Here is a 19,140-nt window from a genome sequence, read left to right on the forward strand (position 1 = left end):
GCGCCGTTCGTTCCGTCGGCGAGAAACGCGACCGGCGCCGCCCGGGCGCCGGTCGCCGCTACCTCAGAAGTCCAGGCTCAGCGCCAGGCTGACGCTCTGCTGGGTATCGTCCTCGCCCTTGCGCCAGTTGTAGCCGCCGCGCAGCGACAGCTCCGGTGCCAGCTTCTGGCTGAAGCCGAGGGAGACGCGGTTGAGGTGGTCCTGCGGGGTGTAGCCTTCGAGGGTGAAGCGATTGCCCGGCAGGCTGTTGAGGGACATGGTCAGGTCCTGGGTGTCGTCCTCGTACTCGCGTTCGTGGGCGTACTCGGCGAACAGCTGGGTATCGCTGCCGAACGCGTACTTGCCTTGCAGGCCGGCGCCCAGGCGCTTCGAGCTGCGCTTCTGGTCGTCGTAGTCGAGCGCGGTGGCGCTGGCGCCCTTCTCGGAATAGCCGTCGACCTCGACCCGTGCATAGTCGGCGCTGACGAACGGCGACAGGTGCCAGGGACTGTCGGCCTGCTGGGCGATGTCGTAGCCCAGGCGCGCGCTGAACGCCCACAGGTGGCCGTTGGTGTCGCCTTTCTCGCTGCGCTCGCCGCCGCCCAGGGCGAACTTGCGCTTCAGGTCGTCGTAGTCGAGGTAGCCGCCGGTCAACGCCGCGTCGGCCCACCAGCGGTTTTCCTGGTACTGCACGAAGGCGCTGGCCATGTAGCTGTTCATTCGGTAGTCGGAATCCTTGGCGCCGGCTTCCAGCTTCTGCCGGTAGAAACCGGCGGCGACCCCGGCGCGCCAGGCCTCGTCGATGCGGTAGCTGCCGCCAAGGGTCAGGTTGTAGCCATTGCCGTCGCCGCTGGCGGCGCTGTCCTGGGAGTCGAAGTCCAGGCGCTGGCCACCGCCGCCGACGAAGCCGCGCCACTGGCCGACGTTCTGCCAGTTCTCCCAGTCCGCCTGCCACTGGCTGCGCAGTTCGTCCTGGTAGGCACGCAGGGTGCCGTGGGCCATTTCCGGCAGCAGGGTCAACTCCCAGGGCGCCGACAGCAGCGAATAGGTGTAGTCGGCGATCAGGCGCTGGCCGGTGATGGTCGGGTGCACGCTGTCATTGAACAGCAGTTTGCTCGGGTCGGGCGTGCTGCCGTTGATCCCATAGGTCGGGTTCATGGTGCAGCCGTTGCCGCTGAAACAGGTGCCGATCAGGTTCTGGTCGGCGGCCAGGCCGAAGGAAGCCGGGTTGGCCATGCCTTCCTTGAGCAGCAGCGGGATGTTCAACGGAATGACGTTGGCGCCGGCCTGGCTCAACTGGGCGGTCAGCTCGGCGTTGAACGTGCCGCTGAGTTGGCTGGCGAAAGGCTGCAAGGGACCACCGAAGGTAGCCGGGGTCAGGCCCAGGTCGGGCAACAGCCAGACCACGATGTAGCGCGCGCCGGCCTGCTGCAGGGCCTGCACGCTATCCACCAGGCGACCGGCGGCCTGTTGTGCCTGGACGTCGTTGAGGATGCGCCCCTGGAGGAAGTCGTTGCCGCCGCCGGTGATGTAGTACAACGCGTTCGGATCGGCACCCAGGCCCTGGCGGGCACGGTCCACCAGGTAGCCATCGCGGCTGCGCAGGAGGGTATTGTCGCGCTCGATCAGCGAGCCGTTGGCCGCGGTGATCGAGTCGTAGATCTGGTCGGTCCGGTAGCCGCCCACCGCCCAGTTGTTGCCGTCGGCGATGCCCTGCTGGGCGTTGACCGGCGAGGTCGAGGCAGCCAGGTCGCCCGGGGCGATGCCGAGCTGATTGCCGAGCAGCATGGGCGCGGTCGGTCCGAAGATCTCGCCGCTGCCGTTCTGGTAGGTCGGGCCGACCCGGTTGGTGAAACGCGAGGTGCTTCCGGCGGGGCCGGCAGGATCGGGGAACTGCCCGGCATCGCTGAGGCTGTCGCCGAACACCACCAGCGTCGAATAGGGCGAAGGAGCAGCCTGCGGGGCGGTGGACAGCGAAGCCAGCAGGCAGGCCGCTACCAGTGGCTTGAGCGCCATTCTGATCATTCTCTTACTCCGTGATTTGTTTTTATTGTCGGGCCGCCGCGTCGTCGGCATGCGCCCCGGGGCCCGTCGTAAAGCCTCCTCAGCCGAACAGCATAGCGCGGAACCGGCTCATGGCTTGTTCGGCGAGGAACGCAGCAGGCTCATTGCCATTATTACCAGCAGAGCGACCCCCAGCAGAAGTACCGCCCACAGGCCGATCTTCTTCCAGTCGCTACCCGGTGCCGGCGCCGCGGCCGCCATGGCCACCTCCAGCGGTTCGCCCAGGCTGGCGCTACCCAGGGTGGCGCGCTTGCTCTCGGTATAGCCGGGAATCAGTACGCCGAGCGGCAGCGCCGCCGACTGCGCGCCGGGCTTGCCGAACGCCAGCCGGTACGGCGGGCTGCCGCGCACCAGGAACACCAGTTCGCTGGCCGGCAAGCCGACACTCAGGGACGGGACCTCCGGGCCCAGGCCGGTACCTCGTTGGTCCACCTGCAGACGCAGCTCGCGCACCGCCCAGCCCGGCAGTTCCAGCTCGTTCTGCCGTACGTTGCGGCCGTCGATCGGCAGCCGGTAGAGAACCCCGCGTGCCAGGCTGCTCCAGGCGGCCTCCCGGCGCGGCGAAGCGTTCTCCGTACGATCACGGCCGGATAGTTCCACCGGGACGATGGTGTGGGTCAGCGCCTGCTCCAGGGACACCCGCACCCGCTGCAACGGCAACGCCAGCGGCAACTGCCAGCGGTACTCGCCGTCCCCCGCCTGGCGCCCGGCCAGCGGCTCGGACCAGATCATCGGCGCCGGCTCGGTGCTCCGCGTGCTGCCTTGCAGGCGGGCGCCATGGAGGTCTGCCGCGGTTGCCCCGGCCGGCCAGGCCAGACGCAGGTAGCGGGCCTGGCGGCCGGGAAGCTTGACCTCGCTGACGTCGATGCGTTCGCCGTTGAAGGTCAAGCGGGCGATCTGTCCGTCACCCCAGGCCTGCCAATGCTCGAGGTCGTCGCTGGCTTCCACGGAGAAGCGCTGGAAGCCCTCCTCCGGGCTGCTCCAGTCCAGCCGCAGGCGCTCCAGGGGAAACGTCACCGCGCTCGCGTCGATCAGCCAGCCGCGCAAAGTCTCGGCAGCCGGCCCGGCGTTTTCCGGCAGCACCTCGACTATGGTGCCGCTGGTGTTGCGCTGCACCCGCAGGTTCGGTTGCGTCGCGTCGGCGGCGGACGTGCCTCGCAACGGGAACAGCCGCACCTCGGCCTCATGCGGCGTGCTGGCCTGGCGCTCGCTGCCGGCCACCAGGGCGTAGGGCAAGGCCTCGCCTTCGGCATCGAAGACCCGCAGGTCGCGCAGGTCGGCATGGGCAGCCGACAACTGCACGCTCATCGGGATGCTCAGGCGATACCAGGGACCTTCGCCCTGCAGCGACAGCGCCACCTGGCGGCTGAAACCTTCGGCAGACTCCTTCGCCGACAGCGGCAGGGACAGGCAGGCGCCCAGCAGGAGCAGGCCGGCGGTTCTGAACGAAAAGGAGCGCGTCATGGCTGCTCGGCCTCCGATGCGACCTCGGCGCGACGCGGAGGCAAGGGTGAGAAGTAGCCGACGACCAGCAACAGGACGCCGACCCCGATGAAGGAGATGATTCGCTCCAGGCTGCCACTGTTGCCCAGCTCGACGAAGAACAGCTTGACCACCACGACGCCGACCAGCGCCGCGCCGACCATCCACAGGTCGCGCCGGCCGAGACGGGTACCGGCGATGGTCAGGCCCAGCGCACAGAGCGTCCAGACCAGCGACAGCCCCGCCTGCACCAGCATCGACGCGGTCAGCGCCTCGGCCTGGAACGGTACGCCGGCCAGGTGGTGCGCGGCGCGGCACACCGCCAGGGTCAGCAGGGCGAACAGCGAGGCGCCGGCCAACGCCTGGCGCCCCAGGCGCGCGCTGGCATTGCCATCGACGAGCGAGGCCAGGCTGGCGTCGCTCCAGCGGTAGAGGGCGAACAGCACGATCAGCAGCCCCAGTTCCAGCGGGTTGGCCAGCGGCAGGTAAGGCAGCGGCTCGGCAGCGCCGTCGCTGAGCAGGTTGGCGCTCCAGAACCAGCCGAGCAGCAACAGCGCCACCGGCGCAGCGGCGAGCAGCCGATACTCCCGCGGGAAGTCGCGCAGCGGCCAGGGCAGGCTCCGCCCGCCAGCCACCAGCAGCAGGTAGGCGCTCGGGACCAACGCCCAGCCCAGCCAACGCCAGGCGTTGTACTGTTCGGCGAGCAGGGCGAACAGGTAGCGCAGCTCCAGCGCCAGCACCCCTAGCAACAGCCAGCAACCGAGCACATGGGCAACGCTCAGGGCCTTCGCCGGCAGCAACGGGGCAAGGCGTCGCAGCGACAGCAGGTGCGTGGCGAACAGCAGCGGCCAGGCCAGCCAGCCGAATTCGCCGAACGGCTGGTAATCGAAACGCCAGGCACTGGCCAGGGCCAACAGCGCCACCGGGACCAGCGCCAGGCACAGCAGGGCCAGTTCGCGCCAGCGCTCGCGCAGCGCCAGCAGCATCCACGACGCCACTGTCGCCGCGGCCACCAGCAGCAACGCATGCTCGCGCAGGCCATAAGGCACGAAGCGGACGGTTTCGCACAGCGCGGTCAGCGCCCACCAGCCGGCTCCCCAGAGCAGCAGCAAGTGCGACAGCTCGGCCAGGCCGAGGGTACCGATACCCAGCGCCCGCTCGCGCTCGCCGGCGCGGCGCAGCCGCCAGGCGCCGACCAGCGCCGCCAGGGCCAGCACTGCCGGCGTCCAGAACCCGGAATGGGCCAGGGGCCGCAGGCCTTCGCCGCTCAGCGAGCCGAACAGCGACGGCCCGGCGAGGAGGAACGCCAGGCCGCCCACTACCTGCAAGGCGAGGCCGAAGTAGAAGCTCAGGCGCTGGCGCAGCACCAGGCTCAGCCAGATGATCAGCAGCCCGCTACCGGCCCATACCGCGCTGGCGCTGCGCCAAGGCAGGACGAACAGCACTGCCAGGTTGACGAACGCCAGACCGGCCAGCAGCACCAGGCTCAAGCCCATGAGCAGCCGACTGTCGTCCTTCACCAGCGGGTCGCGCGCCGCCAGCAGCATGCCGCCGATCAGCGCCAGGCCAATCAGCGAGGCGGTCATCAAGCCACGCCAGCCCGAGTCGAATACCCCACCCTGGCCATCGCCGCCCTGCAAATGCAGGAGGAACAGCGCACCGCCCAGCAGTTGCACGGCGAAGGCGCAGAACAGGAAGGTACGCGAGCCCAGGCGCAAGCCGGCGAACAAGCTCGCCAGGCCGGCCACGGCCCAGGCGATGGCGGTGCCGTCGACGGCCAGGCAGAGCGGTGCGACCAGGTAGAGGAAGGCCAGGCCGGCGGCCGCCAGCAACGGCCGGCAGGCGGGCTCCCAGTCGGCCAGCGCTTTCGCCGGCGCGCGACGCAGCTGCCAGAAGCTGAACAGCGCCGCTGCACCGAGCATCAGCGCGCCCAGTGGCGAACCCTCCAGCAACGTCGTCTCACCCGGGCGCACGCCATTCAGGTAGGCCAACGCCGCACCGCCCTGCAACAGCAGGGCGAAGAGCCGCGCCAGGCGGCGTTGCTGGTGCAGGCCGAGCCAGTAGATGCCGGCGCCCTCGACGGCCCAGGCGGCCGAGGTCCAGCGCGCGTCCAGGCCGAGCGGAATGGCCAGGGTGCCGAAGACCACCCCCAGCGCCAGGCAGATTTCCACCAGCAGGCTGGTGCGTCCGGCCGAAGCATGGCCGCGCAGCACCCGCGCCAGGACCATGTAGAAGAGGCCCAGGGCCAGGGCGCTGAAGGCCATGCCGAAGTCGATGTGGCCGATCACCGCGCATTGCAGGCCGAACCCCACCAGTGGCGGGCCGAACAGCACGGTGGCGTCGATGTAGTCGGCCTGTCGCGCCGACCAGCGCAGCAGTTCGCCGCGCTCGGCAGGCGCCTGCGCGGCCTCCAGCAGCTTGCGGCGGGCGAAGAGCAGGCCGATCCCGACGTACATCAGGAAGAACAGGGCCAGGAACGGCTCGGTGCTGGCGAACAGCTCCGGTGTATAGGAGCGCAGTCCCCAGGCGAAGCCGATGCCGAAGGTGCCGACGAAGCCGACCAGGTTGAGCGGCCGCCAGGCGCGGAACCAGGCGATGGCGAAGATGCCGGCGTTGAGCAGGGCGAAGTAGCTGAACAGCGCTACATGGTTGCCGCTGCCGGTGGAGGTCAGGATCGGCGCGGCGAAGCCGCCGAGCGCCGCCACCACCGCCAGGCCCATGGCGTTCTGCAGCACGGCGAGGATCGCCGAGCAGATCGTCACCACCACCAGCAGGGCCAGCGCCGCGCCGGGAGAGATCAGCGGATGCAGGCGCATGGCGGCGAAGATGGTCAGGTACAGCACCGCGATACCGGTGCCTTGCAGGATCAGGCCATAGGCGGCGCGCCGCTCGCGCAACCACCAGCCGACGCCGAGCAGCGCCATCGCTGCCAGCGCCACCCCGGCGTAGCGGTACTCCACCGGCACCGCCACCCGTTCCGAGGCATAGCGCAGGAGGAAGGCCAGGCCGATGAACAGCAGCACCACGCCGATGCGCAATACCGTGTTGCCGCCGAACAGCCAGCCCTTGGCCGCGGCGAAGCCACGCTCGACCAGCGAGGGTTCGCGTGGAGGCGCTGGAGGGGCGGCACGGCGCGGCGCTGGCTGGGCGTCAGGCTGGAACGCCGGCTGACGCTCGATGGGCTGGACGGGTTCGGGGGGACGAGGCGGAGGCGGCGCAGCCTCGACGGCCGGTAGCTCGATGTCCCAGTCCAGCGGCGGGGCAACCTCGGCGGGAGGAGCGGGAGGCGTGTCTGCGAGCGGCTGGTCGATGCCGGCGGCCGGCTCGGGAACGCTTTCGGGAAGGTCCTGCGCCTGGCGCTCCACGCGCAGCAAGCGCTGGTGGATGACCTCGGTGCCGCGCTCGAAGCGTTCGGCGAATTCGCTCATCTGCTTGCGCAGGCGCTCGTTCTGTTGCGCCAGGTTCTGCAGCGAGACGGCCTGTCCCAGGGCCAGGCCGGAAAGGCCGCCGAGGAGGGCGCCGACCAGCGATTCCCCGGCGAAGCCGCCGAGGATCAGGCCCACCAGCATGAAAATCCATTGCATGCGTCGAATCCTTGATCAAGAGGTACCACGATCCACTGATACCTGCCCTGGCCATCCTGCCAGAGCGGAACCCGCGCCGGGAGTATACAGCCCGCATTCCAGAGATTCGACGCATTCCGACGCCCGCCCCGTGGCGAGCTACCTCTTCCTGGCGATGAACTGGACCACGCAGGCCGCGCCGGTGTGGAAACGGCCCTCGACCACCTCGCGCTCGATTTCCCGCGCCAGCAGCACTTCGCACTCCGGCAGCTCAGCCTCCAGCGCCGCACGGCTCACCAGCATGTCGACGTCCGCCGGGCCGCCGGTGCCGCGGCCGAGTTGTTCCGGCCGATAGGCCTCCAGCAGGAAGAGACCGCCCGGTCGCAGCGAACGCTCCAGCAGGCGGTTGAGTCTGCCGCGCACGCGACTGGGCAGGTGCGCGAAGATCGACACCACCGCGCCGAACGCCGCTGCCGGCGGTTCGTAGTCCGCCAGGTCGACCACCAGGGTGTCGATCGACACGCCTTTCGCCTCGGCCAGCCGGCGCGCCTTGGCCAGGCCGACGGCGGAGCCGTCCACGCCAAGCACCTCCAGCCCCAGCGAAGCGAGGAACACCGCGTTGCGCCCCTCGCCCTCGGCGACGCTCAGCACCGGCCCGGCCAGCCGCTGCGCATGCTCCTTCAGGAAAGCGTTGGGTTCGGTTCCGTAGACATACTCTTCGGCGGCATAGCGTTCGTCCCACATGAGGTTCACCTCGTCTGTATTTCGTCACGGCCCAGGTGCCGAAACGCTAGTCTTCCACTTCAAGTCGACTTGAGGTCAAGGGCATGCGGCAACTGGACATAGGCGAGGTCGCGCGACGATCCGGGGTACCGGCCTCGACCCTGCGCTACTACGAGGAAAAGGGACTGATCGCCTCCAGCGGCCGGCACGGCCTGCGCCGGCTGTTCGATGCAGGCGTGCTGGAGCGGCTGGCGCTGATCGGGCTGGGCCGCGCCGCCGGGTTGTCGCTGGACGAGATTGCCGGCATGGGCGCAGCCGACGGCGCGCTGCGGATCGACCGCGCGGCGCTGGCGGCCAAGGCCGACGAACTGGACCGGACGATCCGCCGCCTCGCCGCCATGCGCGACGGCCTGCGGCATGCCGCGGCCTGTCCGGCGCGCGAGCACATGGACTGCCCGACGTTCCGCCGCTTGCTGCGGGCCGCTGCCGCGGGGGCCATCAAGCCACGCCGGAAAGCGCCCGGCGCATAGCAAAACGGCCGGCAGGCCGGGCACCCCTGCCCTGCCTGCCGGCCGCGAGGCACGCCGTTGCGGCGCGCCGGTACGGCAACGGTTTAGACCTTGCTGCGCTCGTAGCGCTTGCGGTCGTTCTCGTTGAGCATCTTCTTGCGCAGGCGGATCGACTTCGGCGTCACTTCCACCAGCTCGTCGTCGGCGATGAACTCCAGCGCCTGCTCGAGGGTGAAGCGGATCGGCGGAACCAGGGCGATGACTTCGTCCTTGCCGGAAGCGCGCATGTTGTCGAGCTTCTTGCCCTTGGTCGGGTTGATCACCAGGTCGTTGTCACGGCTGTTGATGCCGGCCAACTGGCCTTCGTAGATTTCGTCGCCCGGGCCGAGGAACAGCTTGCCGCGGCTCTGCAGGGTCTCCAGCGAGTAGGTCAGGGCGGTGCCGGTGGCCATGGAGACCAGTACGCCGTTCTGGCGGTTGCTGACTTCGCCGGCCTTGATCGGACCGTAGTGGCTGAAGGTCGAGGTCAGGATGCCGGTGCCCGAGGTCAGGGTCAGGAAGTTGTTGCGGAAGCCGATCAGGCCGCGCGCCGGAATGGTGTACTCCAGGCGCACGCGGCCCTTGCCGTCGGGAATCATGTTGCTCAGGTCGCCCTTGCGCAGGCCCATCTGCTCCATCACCGAGCCCTGGTGCTGCTCCTCGATGTCGATGGTGACGTTCTCGTAGGGCTCCTGCTTCTCGCCGTCCTTCTCGATGATCACCACTTCCGGGCGGCCCACGGCCAGCTCGAAGCCTTCGCGGCGCATGGTCTCGATCAGTACCGACAGGTGCAGTTCGCCACGGCCGGAAACCTTGAACTTCTCCGGGCTGTCGCCCGGCTCGACGCGCAGCGCCACGTTATGCAGCAGTTCCTTCTCCAGGCGCTCCTTGATGTTGCGGCTGGTGACGAACTTGCCTTCGCGGCCGGCGAACGGCGAATCGTTGACCTGGAAGGTCATGCTCACGGTCGGCTGGTCGACGGTCAGCGGCGGCAGCGCCTCGACGTTCTGCGGGTCGCACAGGGTATCGGAGATGAACAGCTCCTCCATGCCGCTGACGCAGACGATGTCGCCGGCTTCCGCCTCGGCCACCTCGACGCGCTGTAGGCCGTGGTGGCCCATGATCTTCAGGATGCGGCCGTTGCGCTTGCTGCCGTCGTCGCTGATGGCCACCACCGGGGTGTTGGACTTGACCTTGCCGCGGGTGATGCGGCCGATACCGATCACGCCGAGGAAGCTGTTGTAGTCCAGCTGCGAGATCTGCATCTGGAACGGACCCTCGGTGTCCACCACCGGAGCCGGGACGTGGTCGATGATCGCCTGGAACAGCGCGTCCATGTTGTCGTCCATCTTCTCGTGGTCGAGACCGGCGATGCCGTTCAGGGCGCTGGCGTAGACGATCGGGAAGTCGAGTTGCTCGTCGGTGGCGCCGAGGTTGTCGAACAGGTCGAAGATCTGGTCGATGACCCAGTCCGGACGCGCGCCCGGGCGGTCGATCTTGTTCACCACCACGATCGGACGCAGGCCGGCCTTGAAGGCCTTCTGGGTCACGAAGCGGGTCTGCGGCATGGGGCCGTCCTGGGCGTCGACCACCAGCAGCACGGAGTCGACCATCGACATCACGCGCTCCACCTCGCCGCCGAAGTCGGCGTGACCGGGGGTGTCGACGATGTTGATGTTGTAGCCGTTCCACTTGATCGCGGTGTTCTTCGCCAGGATGGTGATGCCACGCTCTTTTTCCTGGTCGTTGGAGTCCATCACCCGCTCGCTTTCCGCTTCTTTGCGGTCGAGGGTGCCGGACAGCTTCAGCAGCTTGTCCACCAGGGTGGTCTTGCCATGGTCGACGTGGGCGATGATGGCGATGTTGCGCAGATTTTCGATCACAAGTCTTGTCTCGTTTAACGCCCGAAGCGCGGCTTCGCGGCGGTGGTGGGGTCGGACAGGGCGGCGCCCGACACGACAGGCTTCTTCAATTAAGGGGCGGGCAGCAGGAGGACGCTGCCCCGGTCCGGCCGGCACGCCGAAGGGCGGGCATCGGCCTAGGCGGCGGACGTGTCGGGAGGACGGTGGCGGATGCTGCCGCCGAACAAGCCCGGCTGCTTAAGCCGGACGATAAACACGCACATTGGTGTGCCCCTCGTTGAGCAGGTGATGGGCATGCAGGCGGCTCATCACCCCTTTGTCGCAATACAGGAGGTACTGGCGGTTGGCGTCCAGTTCCTTGAAGCGGCTGTTGATCGCGTAGAACGGCAGCGCCTGGACTTCGACGCCTTCCAGGGCCAGGGGTTCGTCTTCCTGGGCATCAGGATGGCGGATATCGATGACAATCTGACCGGGCAGCACCTCGCCGACCTCTTCCACCTGCAGGTCCTGGCCGAGTTCGTCGATCACCCGGTCGACGGTGCGCTGGGTGGCTCGCTCCAGGGCGCGCTCGAGCACCGCCATGTCGAATTTCGACTCTTCGTGCTCGACGCGGTAGGGCTTGGCCTGGGTGGTCGGGTTCACCGAGATCACCCCGCAGTATTCCGGCATGTGCCGGGCGAACTCGGCGGTGCCGATCTGCCGGGCGGTGTCGATGATGTCCTGCTTGTGGCTGACGATCAGCGGGCGCAGCACCAGGGTGTCGGTAACCCGGTCGATCACCGAGAGGTTCGGCAGGGTCTGGCTGGACACCTGGGAGATCGCCTCGCCGGTCACCAGCGCGTCCAGCTCCAGGCGCTCGGCCACGCGGCTGGCGGCGCGCAGCATCATGCGCTTGAGGGTCACGCCCATATAGCTGTCGTCGACCTTGGTGAGGATCTCGCCGACCACTTCCTCGAACGGCACGCTGACGAACAGCACGCGCTGCGAGCGGCCGTACTTCTCCCACAGGTAGTGGGCGACTTCCATCACCCCCAGTTCGTGGGCGCGCCCGCCGAGGTTGAAGAACACGAAGTGGCTGATCATCCCGCGGCGCATCATCTGGTAGGCCGCCACGGTCGAGTCGAAGCCGCCGGACATCAGCACCAGCACCTGTTCCAGCGCGCCCAGCGGATAGCCGCCCAGGCCCGGATGCTGGCGATGGATGACGAACAGGCGGTCGAGGCGGATTTCCATCCGCACCTCGACTTCCGGCTGCTTCAGGTCGATCCCGGCAGCCCCGCATTCGCGGCGCAGGCCGCTGCCGACGTAACGTTCCACCTCCATCGAGGTGAACGCGTGCTTGCCGGCGCGCTTGCAGCGCACGGCGAAGGTCTTGCCGGCCAACTGGTCGCCGAAATGCGCCTTGCACTTGGCGAGGATGTCGTCGAAATCGCCCAGCGGATACTCGTGGACCTCGAGGAAATGACCGATGCCCGGGGTGCAGGTCAGGCGCTCGATCATCTCGCGCCTGGCCTTGGCGTCGACCACGGCGGTCTCTACCTCCAGGTTGTCCCACTCGCCCTCGACCTTCAGCTCCGGGTCCAGGTCGCGCAGCACCGCGCGGATGTTCTTCGCCAACTGCCGGATGAAGCGCTTGCGCACCGGCCGGCTCTTGATGGTGATTTCCTGGAAGGTCTTGACGATGAGTTTCATGCGAGGGACGCGAACGCGCGGGGCGACGGAAAAAAAGGGGCGGAATTATATCTGAAATTGCTCACGTATTGAGCAGAAATATGCACAGTTATTTTTGCTGCACCAAAATGGAATGATGCACCAACATGGAGCACCATAACGGTGCACCCGAAGGCCGCCCAGCTACCCTGAAGAAGACCTGGCCCCGCCAAACATGGGGCCCTGCCCGATTCCGGGCACTGGCACGCAACTTGCTCACTTGTGAGGCAGGTTGCCCTGGCGGAGTATTCCGGCCGGCATCACCCGATACTGGGGCACAGAAAAAGCTCCCAGCTCTAATCCCTCCTGGAGGACAGCATGTCGTACAAGTCGCACCAACTGATCAAAGACCATGACGTGAAGTGGGTAGACCTGCGCTTCACCGATACCAAGGGCAAGCAGCAACACGTCACCATGCCGGCTCGCGACGCGCTGGACGATGAGTTCTTCGAAGCCGGCAAGATGTTCGACGGCTCCTCCATCGCCGGCTGGAAAGGCATCGAAGCCTCCGACATGATCCTGATGCCGGACGACAGCACCGCCGTCCTCGATCCGTTCACCGAAGAGCCGACCCTGATCCTGGTCTGCGACATCATCGAGCCGAGCACCATGCAAGGCTACGAGCGCGACCCGCGCAACATCGCCAAGCGCGCCGAGGAGTACCTGAAGTCCACCGGCATCGGCGACACCGTGTTCGTCGGCCCGGAGCCGGAGTTCTTCATCTTCGACGAAGTGAAGTTCAAGTCCGACATCTCCGGCTCGATGTTCAAGATCTTCTCCGAGCAGGCTTCCTGGAACACCGACGCCGACATCGAGTCCGGCAACAAGGGCCATCGCCCGGGCGTGAAGGGCGGCTACTTCCCGGTACCGCCGGTCGACCACGACCATGAAATCCGCACCGCCATGTGCAACGCCCTGGAAGAAATGGGCCTGGTGGTCGAAGTCCACCACCACGAAGTGGCAACCGCCGGCCAGAACGAGATCGGCGTGAAGTTCAACACCCTGGTCGCCAAGGCCGACGAAGTGCAGACCCTGAAGTACTGCGTGCACAACGTCGCCGACGCCTACGGCAAGACCGTGACCTTCATGCCGAAGCCGCTGTACGGCGACAACGGTTCGGGCATGCACGTGCACATGTCGATCTCCAAGGACGGCAAGAACACCTTCGCCGGCGAAGGCTATGCCGGCCTGTCCGAGACCGCCCTGTACTTCATCGGCGGCATCATCAAGCACGGCAAGGCCCTGAACGGCTTCACCAACCCCTCGACCAACTCCTACAAGCGCCTGGTCCCGGGCTTCGAAGCTCCGGTGATGCTGGCCTACTCGGCGCGCAACCGTTCCGCCTCGATCCGTATCCCCTACGTATCCAGCCCGAAGGCCCGCCGTATCGAAGCGCGCTTCCCGGACCCGGCAGCCAACCCCTACCTGGCCTTCGCCGCGCTGCTGATGGCCGGCCTGGACGGCATCCAGAACAAGATCCACCCCGGCGATGCCGCCGACAAGAACCTGTACGACCTGCCGCCGGAAGAGGCGAAGGAAATCCCGCAGGTTTGCGGCAGCCTGAAAGAGGCGCTGGAAGAACTCGACAAGGGCCGCGCGTTCCTGACCAAGGGCGGCGTGTTCACCGACGAGTTCATCGATGCCTACATCGAGCTGAAGAGCGAAGAAGAGATCAAGGTGCGCACCTTCGTGCACCCGCTGGAATACGACCTGTACTACAGCGTCTGATCCACCCTTTCCTATAACAACGAGTCACCCTCTTGAGGCCTCCTTCGGGAGGCCTTTTTTATGGGCCGGCCCATGGAGAAACGCAAAGTTCGCCGCGCCGTTCGGTTAGACTTGCCGCGCTCCCCGCCCCAAGGATAAGGACCGTCCATGCGTCACTCTCTCTGGCTCCTGCTTGCCGCCATCCTCAGCCTGCCCGCCCAGGCCGGCACCGAATGCCGCGATATCCACGACCGCGACCTGCGGCGCATGTGCAACGCACTGGAACGCGGCGACAGCGGGGATTGCGGCGACATCGACAGCCGCGACATGCGGCGTTACTGCGGCGCGCTGCTGGCGCCGGGACAGCGCTACGACTGCGACGACATCCGCGACGGCGACACGCGCCGCCAGTGCCGCGCCATCGTCCGCGGCGACCGCAAGCGCTGCGACGACATCGACAGCCGCGACATGCGCCGCCAGTGCCGGGCCGTGGTATCGCGTGCGCCGTGGCAGTGCGACGGCATCGACGACCGCGACATGCGCCGCATCTGCCGGGTCATCCTGTCGCGCTAGATGCCGCCGTCCGCCGGCGTGCCCTGCTCGTCCGGTTCCGCGGATTTCGCCTTGGGCGCCCGGCTCAACTGTACGTTGAGACGCGGCATGGACAGTTCGAGGCCGGCCTGGTCGAGGCGCCGACGCAGGCGCAGGTTGAACGCCCGCTGGACCTCCCACTGCTTGATCGGCGCGGTCTTGAAGCGGAAGCGCAGGATCGCCTGGCCGTTGTCGAAACTCTCCACGCCCTGCAATTCCATCGGCGACCACAGGTTGCGGTAGACCGCCGGGTCGCTGCGCAGCTCCATCGCGACCTCGCGCACCAGCGCCACCGCGTCGTCGATCGGCATGCTCGCCGGCACCGGCCAGCGGAACATCGCGTAGCCGAACTGGCGCGAGTAGTTCTTGATGCTCTTGATCTCGCTGAACGGGATGGTATGCACCACGCCGTCCAGGTCGCGCAGGCGCACGGTACGGATAGTCAGGCCCTCGACCGTGCCAAGGTGGCCGCCGACGTCGACGTAGTCGTCGATCGACAGCGAGTCCTCGATGATGATGAACAGGCCGGTGATCAGGTCCGCCACCAGCGACTGCGCACCGAAGCCGATGGCCAGGCCGATCACGCCGGCACCGGCCAGCAGCGGGGTGACGTTCATGCCCATGTTGGCCAGGGCGACGATCAGGGCGATCACCGCGATGGTGGCGAACAGCACGTTGCGGATCAGCGGCAGCATGGTCAGCGCGCGGGTGTTCGGCCGGCTCTTGCCGCCCAGGCCGAGGCTGTGCTGGATCGCGGTATCGGTGAGGATCCAGATCAGCCAGGCGACCAGCAGGGTGGTGCCGAAGCTGACTACCTTCATGCTGATCTGCTCGCCCTCGCCTTCCGCATAGCGAATCAGCGACATGCCCCAGACGCGCAAGGCGACCTCGATGAAGAACAGCACCACGAAGATGTGCAGCAGGGTGTAGCCGAAGCTCTGCAACTGCTCGATGTACGGCGCGCTGCGGCGCGGGCCGGCGCCGACCCGACTGGAACGGCGGCGGATCAGCCCGATCACGGTCATCGCCACCACCGCCAGCACCGCGCAGACCAGCGCCCGGCGCAACGCCGAACTGCTGTCGCCGGCGGAAACGAAGGTGGCGAACAGGGAAATCCCCACCAGCACCAGCACCGGCACGAACCACAGCGAGCCGACCAGTTGCACCAGGTCGTGCAGGCTACGGCGCTTGAGGCGGCGCTCCAGCGGCTGGTTGCGGATCAGGTGGGCGATCGGCCGGCGGAAACGCATCACGAACAAGGCGGTGAACAGCGCGGCGCTGGCGTTGGCCAGGGTACTCAGGCAGATCGAGGTGTGCTCGCCGAGGCCGGCGATCAGCCGCGGATCGTGGGCGACCTCGCCCAGCGCGGCGAGGCTGCCGATCAGCCACAACGGGCGGAACGCCTGGCGCCGCAGGATATCCAGGGCGCGCTGGCGGTGCGGGCCGCTGAGCAGCGAGAGGGAAATCACGCACAGCGCGGAGAACAGCGTGCCGCAGACCAGCACATAGGCCATGACCATCGCCAGGGTCTTGCTCAGGGAGTCCGGCAGCACCACCGACAGGTACAGGGTGATGAGGAAGGCCACCAGCCAGGGGCCCAGCTTGCGCAGGGAAAACAGCAGCAGGTCGCGGGTCTTCGGATGCTGCGGCAACTCCGCCGACAGGCCGAAGCGCTCGCGCATGCGCCGGCTGAGCCAGAGCAGCGCGCTGGCCAGGCAGGCCCAGAGGAGGATCACCACCGAAAAATCGAAGACCATCGCCGGCAGGTCGCGCCAGCTGGGAAAGCGCTCCTCGAGTTCGGCACGCGCCAGCTGGAACTGGTTGCCCCATAACGCAACCGGGCTGTTCGCGCCCTGGAACTGCTTTTCCAGGCTGGTCAGGGTATCGCCGATCAGCCCCAGCACCCCACCCTCGCTTTCCTTGCCTTTCTTGGTCACGTCGCGCAGCTGTTTCAGCTTTTTCAGCAGGTCGGCGCGCTGCCTGTCGTTCTCCAGGGTCTGGATGACCTGGTTCAGCGATTGTTCCAACTGCGCATCGCTGACCTTCTCGCCACCGGAGGAACTCCCCGCCAACGGGTTCGGCAGCGCCGCGGCGCCCGGCGGCGAGTAGAACAGAGCGGCGCAGAGGCACAGCAGCAGGGCCGCCAGGACGCGGGAGCGAAGGGTGAAGCGGGCGATGATCGGCACGAGAAAGGCAGTCCCCAAGGTGAGAAACCGAAACAGCCGCATCATACAAGCCGGACACCCGCCGTTTCGAACGGGGCCGCCGGCCGGCGGCGCAAGCACAGACACTCTGGCGCAACGAGGGTTCGCCCCGCCAGTGCCGGCTGAGACGAACGCAGCCGCGCGGCGGGGCACAGCGACCGCCAACGTGCCCCAGCGCACACCTTCGAATACCCGCATGCCGCACAATGCACGGCTTGCCAGCGCGCCGATGCGGTGCAACGCTTGGCAGGTTCACCCGGAGACCGTCCATGCGCCTGATCACCAGCTGCCTGCTCCTGGCCGCCGCCCTGCCGGCCATGGCGCAGATCTACCAATACACCGACGCCAACGGCAACAAGGTATTCACCAACCAGCCGCCAGACGGGGTGCAGGCGCAGACCGTCGAACTGCAGCCGACCAATACCGTAGGAATCGACACGCCGGAAAAGTCCTCCGCGGGCAATGCCCCGGCCGCCGATAGCGAGGCCGCCGCCTACGAGATCCTTGCCCTCAGCGACCTCCCCACGGAAGAGGCGCTGCGCGCCAACAACGGCACCTTCAACGTCAGCGTCAGCATCCGCCCGGCCCTGCACAGCGGCCACCAGTTGCAACTGGTGCTGGACGGCAAACCCTACGGCACGCCCAGCAGCGGCACCCGCTTCACCCTGCACGAGATCGACCGCGGCGACCACAGCCTCGCGGTACAGGTACTCAACGGCGAACGGGTGCTGCAATCCAGCCCGCCGGTGACCTTCACCGTGCAGCGCGTGCACCTCGGGAAGAAGCGATGATCCCGCGCATTCTCGGCGCCCTCCTGCTGTGCCTGGCCTGCGCCGCGCAAGCGGGGGTCTACACCTACATCGACGCCGAGGGCAACCGCGTCTACACCGACCAGCCGCCCAGCGGGCGCAAGGCCCAACGCGTCGAACTGGCGCCGGGCAACAGCGTGGCGCCGCCGGGCATACGCTATCGTCCGCCCGCCGCGCCGCTGGAGGTGAAGCCGCCGGCCTACCAGCTACTGCGCATCCTCTTCCCCGAACCGGACGCAACCCTGCGCGCCAACAGCGGCGACGTCATCGTCACCGTCACCAGCGAGCCGGCGCTGCTGCCCGGCCATCGCTATCGCCTGCTGCTCGACGGCAAGCCTGCCGGAGCGCCGGGACGCAGCCCGGTGTTCCCGTTGAAGAACCTCGATCGCGGCACCCACCAGGTCGCAGTGGAAATCATCGATGGCGACGGCATGACCGTCGAAAGCACCCCGAGCCAGCCCTTCCACCTGCATCGAGTGAGCATCGCCGGGCAACCCCTGCCGGAGGTCGATACGCCGCTGGTCAGCGCGGTACAGCCGAGCGAGCGCTAGCCGAACTTCCCCTGCCCACTCCGCCGTGGGCGGGATTTTCCGGTTTTTTTCCCGACTCTCCTGGCGAAAACGCCGCCGGCCACGTCAATGCACCAGATTGGTGCGATTACCCGCACCACTTTCTATACTGTCCCCATTTCGGGTCACCGCTCGTCGCCGAAAACCTTCCCGGCGCACCTCTAGCCAGCGCCTCGGCAGAAAAAACGCGCCTTTTCGGCGCCTGGTTTGCTTTTTGCATTTTCCTGCCCAACCTTGGAACAGCTGCCCGCCATGCCGACCGATACCCTGCACCGACTGTTGCTCGACAACCTGACCACCGCGGTGATCCTGCTCAACGGCGAACTGCGCCTGGAGTACATGAACCCGGCAGCGGAGATGCTCCTGGCCGTGAGCGGCCAGCGCAGCCACGGGCAATTCATCAGCGAGCTGTTCACCGAATCGCCGGAAGCCTTGAACTCGCTGCGCCAGGCGGTGGAACAGGCGCATCCGTTCACCAAGCGCGAAGCGACCCTGACCTCTATCACCGGCGTCAGCATCACGGTCGACTATGCGGTGACGCCCATCCTCAACCGCAACGAGACGCTGCTGCTGCTCGAGGTCCATCCGCGCGACCGGCTGATGCGGATCACCCGCGAAGAAGCACAGCTGTCCAAACAGGAGACCACCAAGCTGCTGGTGCGCGGGCTCGCCCACGAGATCAAGAACCCGCTCGGCGGCATCCGCGGCGCAGCGCAACTACTATCCCGCGAGCTGCCGGAAGAGTCGCTGAAGGACTACACCAACGTCATCATCGAAGAAGCCGACCGGTTGCGGAACCTGGTGGACCGCATGCTCGGCTCGAACAAACTGCCGAACCTGGCGCCGACCAACATCCATGAAGTGCTGGAGCGGGTCAGCAGCCTGGTGGAAGCGGAGAGCCAGGGCAGCATCACCCTGGTCCGCGACTACGACCCGAGCATCCCCGACCTGCTGCTCGACCGCGAGCAAATGATCCAGGCCGTGCTCAACATGGTACGCAACGCCATGCAGGCGATCGCCGGGCAGAACGACCTGCGCCTCGGTCGCATCACCCTGCGCAGCCGTACCCTGCGCCAGTTCACCATCGGCCACACGCGTCACCGCCTGGTGTGCAAGGTGGAGATCATCGACAACGGCCCGGGCATTCCGGCCGAGCTCCAGGAAACCATCTTCTACCCCATGGTCAGCGGCCGTCCGGACGGTACCGGACTCGGCCTGGCCATCGCCCAGAACATCATCAGCCAGCACCAGGGGCTGATTGAATGCGAGAGCCACTCCGGCCATACCGTGTTCAGTCTGTTCCTGCCCCTGGAACAAGGAGTGCATTGA

At 67.2% G+C, this 19,140-nt stretch carries 13 protein-coding genes; 6 read left to right on the top strand and 7 right to left on the bottom strand.

Features of this window, described 5'->3' with window-relative positions; genetic code table 11:
- Positions 1-63: 63 nt before the first annotated feature.
- From estA to ACYAF3_RS08915, 4 genes are all read right to left on the bottom strand, one after another.
- The gene (gene estA, locus ACYAF3_RS08900; RefSeq protein WP_003115524.1) at positions 64-2,004 is read right to left on the bottom strand and encodes an esterase EstA; all 1,941 of its coding nucleotides are present in this window, start codon (positions 2,002-2,004) and stop codon (positions 64-66) included.
- Between the two features lie 108 nt (positions 2,005-2,112).
- Positions 2,113-3,507 carry a DUF3999 domain-containing protein gene (locus ACYAF3_RS08905; RefSeq protein ID WP_034076967.1) on the bottom strand — a complete coding sequence of 465 codons (1,395 nt, stop codon included), beginning with the start codon at positions 3,505-3,507 and terminating at the stop codon, positions 2,113-2,115.
- Positions 3,504-7,109 (bottom strand): DUF2339 domain-containing protein, encoded by a 3,606-nt coding sequence (locus ACYAF3_RS08910; protein WP_003114470.1) that lies wholly within the window; start codon positions 7,107-7,109, stop codon positions 3,504-3,506. Before ACYAF3_RS08910 ends, ACYAF3_RS08905 begins: the two co-directional genes overlap by 4 nt.
- A 138-nt stretch (positions 7,110-7,247) precedes the next feature.
- On the bottom strand, positions 7,248-7,832 hold the full coding sequence (locus tag ACYAF3_RS08915) for an SAM-dependent methyltransferase (RefSeq protein WP_003110179.1): 585 nt from the start codon (positions 7,830-7,832) through the stop codon (positions 7,248-7,250).
- An 83-nt stretch (positions 7,833-7,915) separates the two neighbouring features.
- Here ACYAF3_RS08915 and ACYAF3_RS08920 point away from each other — a divergent pair, with 83 nt between their 5' ends.
- Positions 7,916-8,341, top strand: coding sequence for a helix-turn-helix domain-containing protein (locus ACYAF3_RS08920; RefSeq protein WP_003114472.1), 426 nt, complete (start codon positions 7,916-7,918; stop codon positions 8,339-8,341).
- 83 nt (positions 8,342-8,424) lie between these two features.
- Here the strand turns inward: ACYAF3_RS08920 and typA are convergent, their stop codons facing one another.
- Positions 8,425-10,242, bottom strand: a complete 1,818-nt coding sequence (gene typA / locus ACYAF3_RS08925; RefSeq protein WP_003096009.1) for a translational GTPase TypA — start codon at positions 10,240-10,242, stop codon at positions 8,425-8,427.
- 216 nt (positions 10,243-10,458) lie between these two features.
- Positions 10,459-11,913 (bottom strand): tRNA uracil 4-sulfurtransferase ThiI, encoded by a 1,455-nt coding sequence (gene thiI / locus ACYAF3_RS08930; protein ID WP_003096011.1) that lies wholly within the window; start codon positions 11,911-11,913, stop codon positions 10,459-10,461.
- Positions 11,914-12,249: 336 nt separating this feature from the next.
- Between thiI and glnA the strand changes: the two genes are divergently transcribed.
- Together glnA and ACYAF3_RS08940 are read left to right on the top strand one after the other, a co-directional pair.
- On the top strand, positions 12,250-13,659 hold the full coding sequence (gene glnA / locus ACYAF3_RS08935) for a glutamate--ammonia ligase (protein ID WP_003096016.1): 1,410 nt from the start codon (positions 12,250-12,252) through the stop codon (positions 13,657-13,659).
- Between the two features lie 147 nt (positions 13,660-13,806).
- Positions 13,807-14,211, top strand: a complete 405-nt coding sequence (locus ACYAF3_RS08940; protein WP_003114473.1) for a hypothetical protein — start codon at positions 13,807-13,809, stop codon at positions 14,209-14,211.
- On the opposite strand, the gene ACYAF3_RS08945 is transcribed toward ACYAF3_RS08940, so the two are convergent.
- Positions 14,208-16,415 (bottom strand): mechanosensitive ion channel family protein, encoded by a 2,208-nt coding sequence (locus ACYAF3_RS08945; RefSeq protein ID WP_003111156.1) that lies wholly within the window; start codon positions 16,413-16,415, stop codon positions 14,208-14,210. The genes ACYAF3_RS08940 and ACYAF3_RS08945 overlap by 4 nt on opposite strands.
- A gap of 287 nt (positions 16,416-16,702) precedes the next feature.
- On the opposite strand from ACYAF3_RS08945, the gene ACYAF3_RS08950 reads away from it, so the two are divergent.
- From ACYAF3_RS08950 to ntrB, 3 genes are all read left to right on the top strand, one after another.
- Entirely contained in the window at positions 16,703-17,224 is a 522-nt protein-coding gene (locus ACYAF3_RS08950) for a DUF4124 domain-containing protein (RefSeq protein ID WP_003104660.1), read from the top strand.
- Positions 17,221-17,793 (top strand): DUF4124 domain-containing protein, encoded by a 573-nt coding sequence (locus ACYAF3_RS08955; protein WP_003096027.1) that lies wholly within the window; start codon positions 17,221-17,223, stop codon positions 17,791-17,793. Before ACYAF3_RS08950 ends, ACYAF3_RS08955 begins: the two co-directional genes overlap by 4 nt.
- Positions 17,794-18,063: 270 nt before the next feature.
- Positions 18,064-19,140: a two-component system sensor histidine kinase NtrB gene (gene ntrB / locus ACYAF3_RS08960; RefSeq protein WP_116349796.1), complete on the top strand. Its 1,077-nt coding sequence runs from the start codon at positions 18,064-18,066 to the stop codon at positions 19,138-19,140.

This window comes from Pseudomonas sp. TZ252, assembly GCF_056110345.1.

Coding starts and splice junctions, on each gene's coding strand:
- ACYAF3_RS08915 (WP_003110179.1), bottom strand. CDS start 7,832: ATGTGGGACGAACGCTATGCCGCCGAAGAGTATGTCTACGGAACCGAA.
- ACYAF3_RS08955 (WP_003096027.1), top strand. CDS start 17,221: ATGATCCCGCGCATTCTCGGCGCCCTCCTGCTGTGCCTGGCCTGCGCC.
- glnA (WP_003096016.1), top strand. CDS start 12,250: ATGTCGTACAAGTCGCACCAACTGATCAAAGACCATGACGTGAAGTGG.
- ntrB (WP_116349796.1), top strand. CDS start 18,064: ATGCCGACCGATACCCTGCACCGACTGTTGCTCGACAACCTGACCACC.
- estA (WP_003115524.1), bottom strand. CDS start 2,004: ATGATCAGAATGGCGCTCAAGCCACTGGTAGCGGCCTGCCTGCTGGCT.
- ACYAF3_RS08950 (WP_003104660.1), top strand. CDS start 16,703: ATGCGCCTGATCACCAGCTGCCTGCTCCTGGCCGCCGCCCTGCCGGCC.
- ACYAF3_RS08940 (WP_003114473.1), top strand. CDS start 13,807: ATGCGTCACTCTCTCTGGCTCCTGCTTGCCGCCATCCTCAGCCTGCCC.
- ACYAF3_RS08905 (WP_034076967.1), bottom strand. CDS start 3,507: ATGACGCGCTCCTTTTCGTTCAGAACCGCCGGCCTGCTCCTGCTGGGC.
- ACYAF3_RS08920 (WP_003114472.1), top strand. CDS start 7,916: ATGCGGCAACTGGACATAGGCGAGGTCGCGCGACGATCCGGGGTACCG.
- ACYAF3_RS08910 (WP_003114470.1), bottom strand. CDS start 7,109: ATGCAATGGATTTTCATGCTGGTGGGCCTGATCCTCGGCGGCTTCGCC.
- thiI (WP_003096011.1), bottom strand. CDS start 11,913: ATGAAACTCATCGTCAAGACCTTCCAGGAAATCACCATCAAGAGCCGG.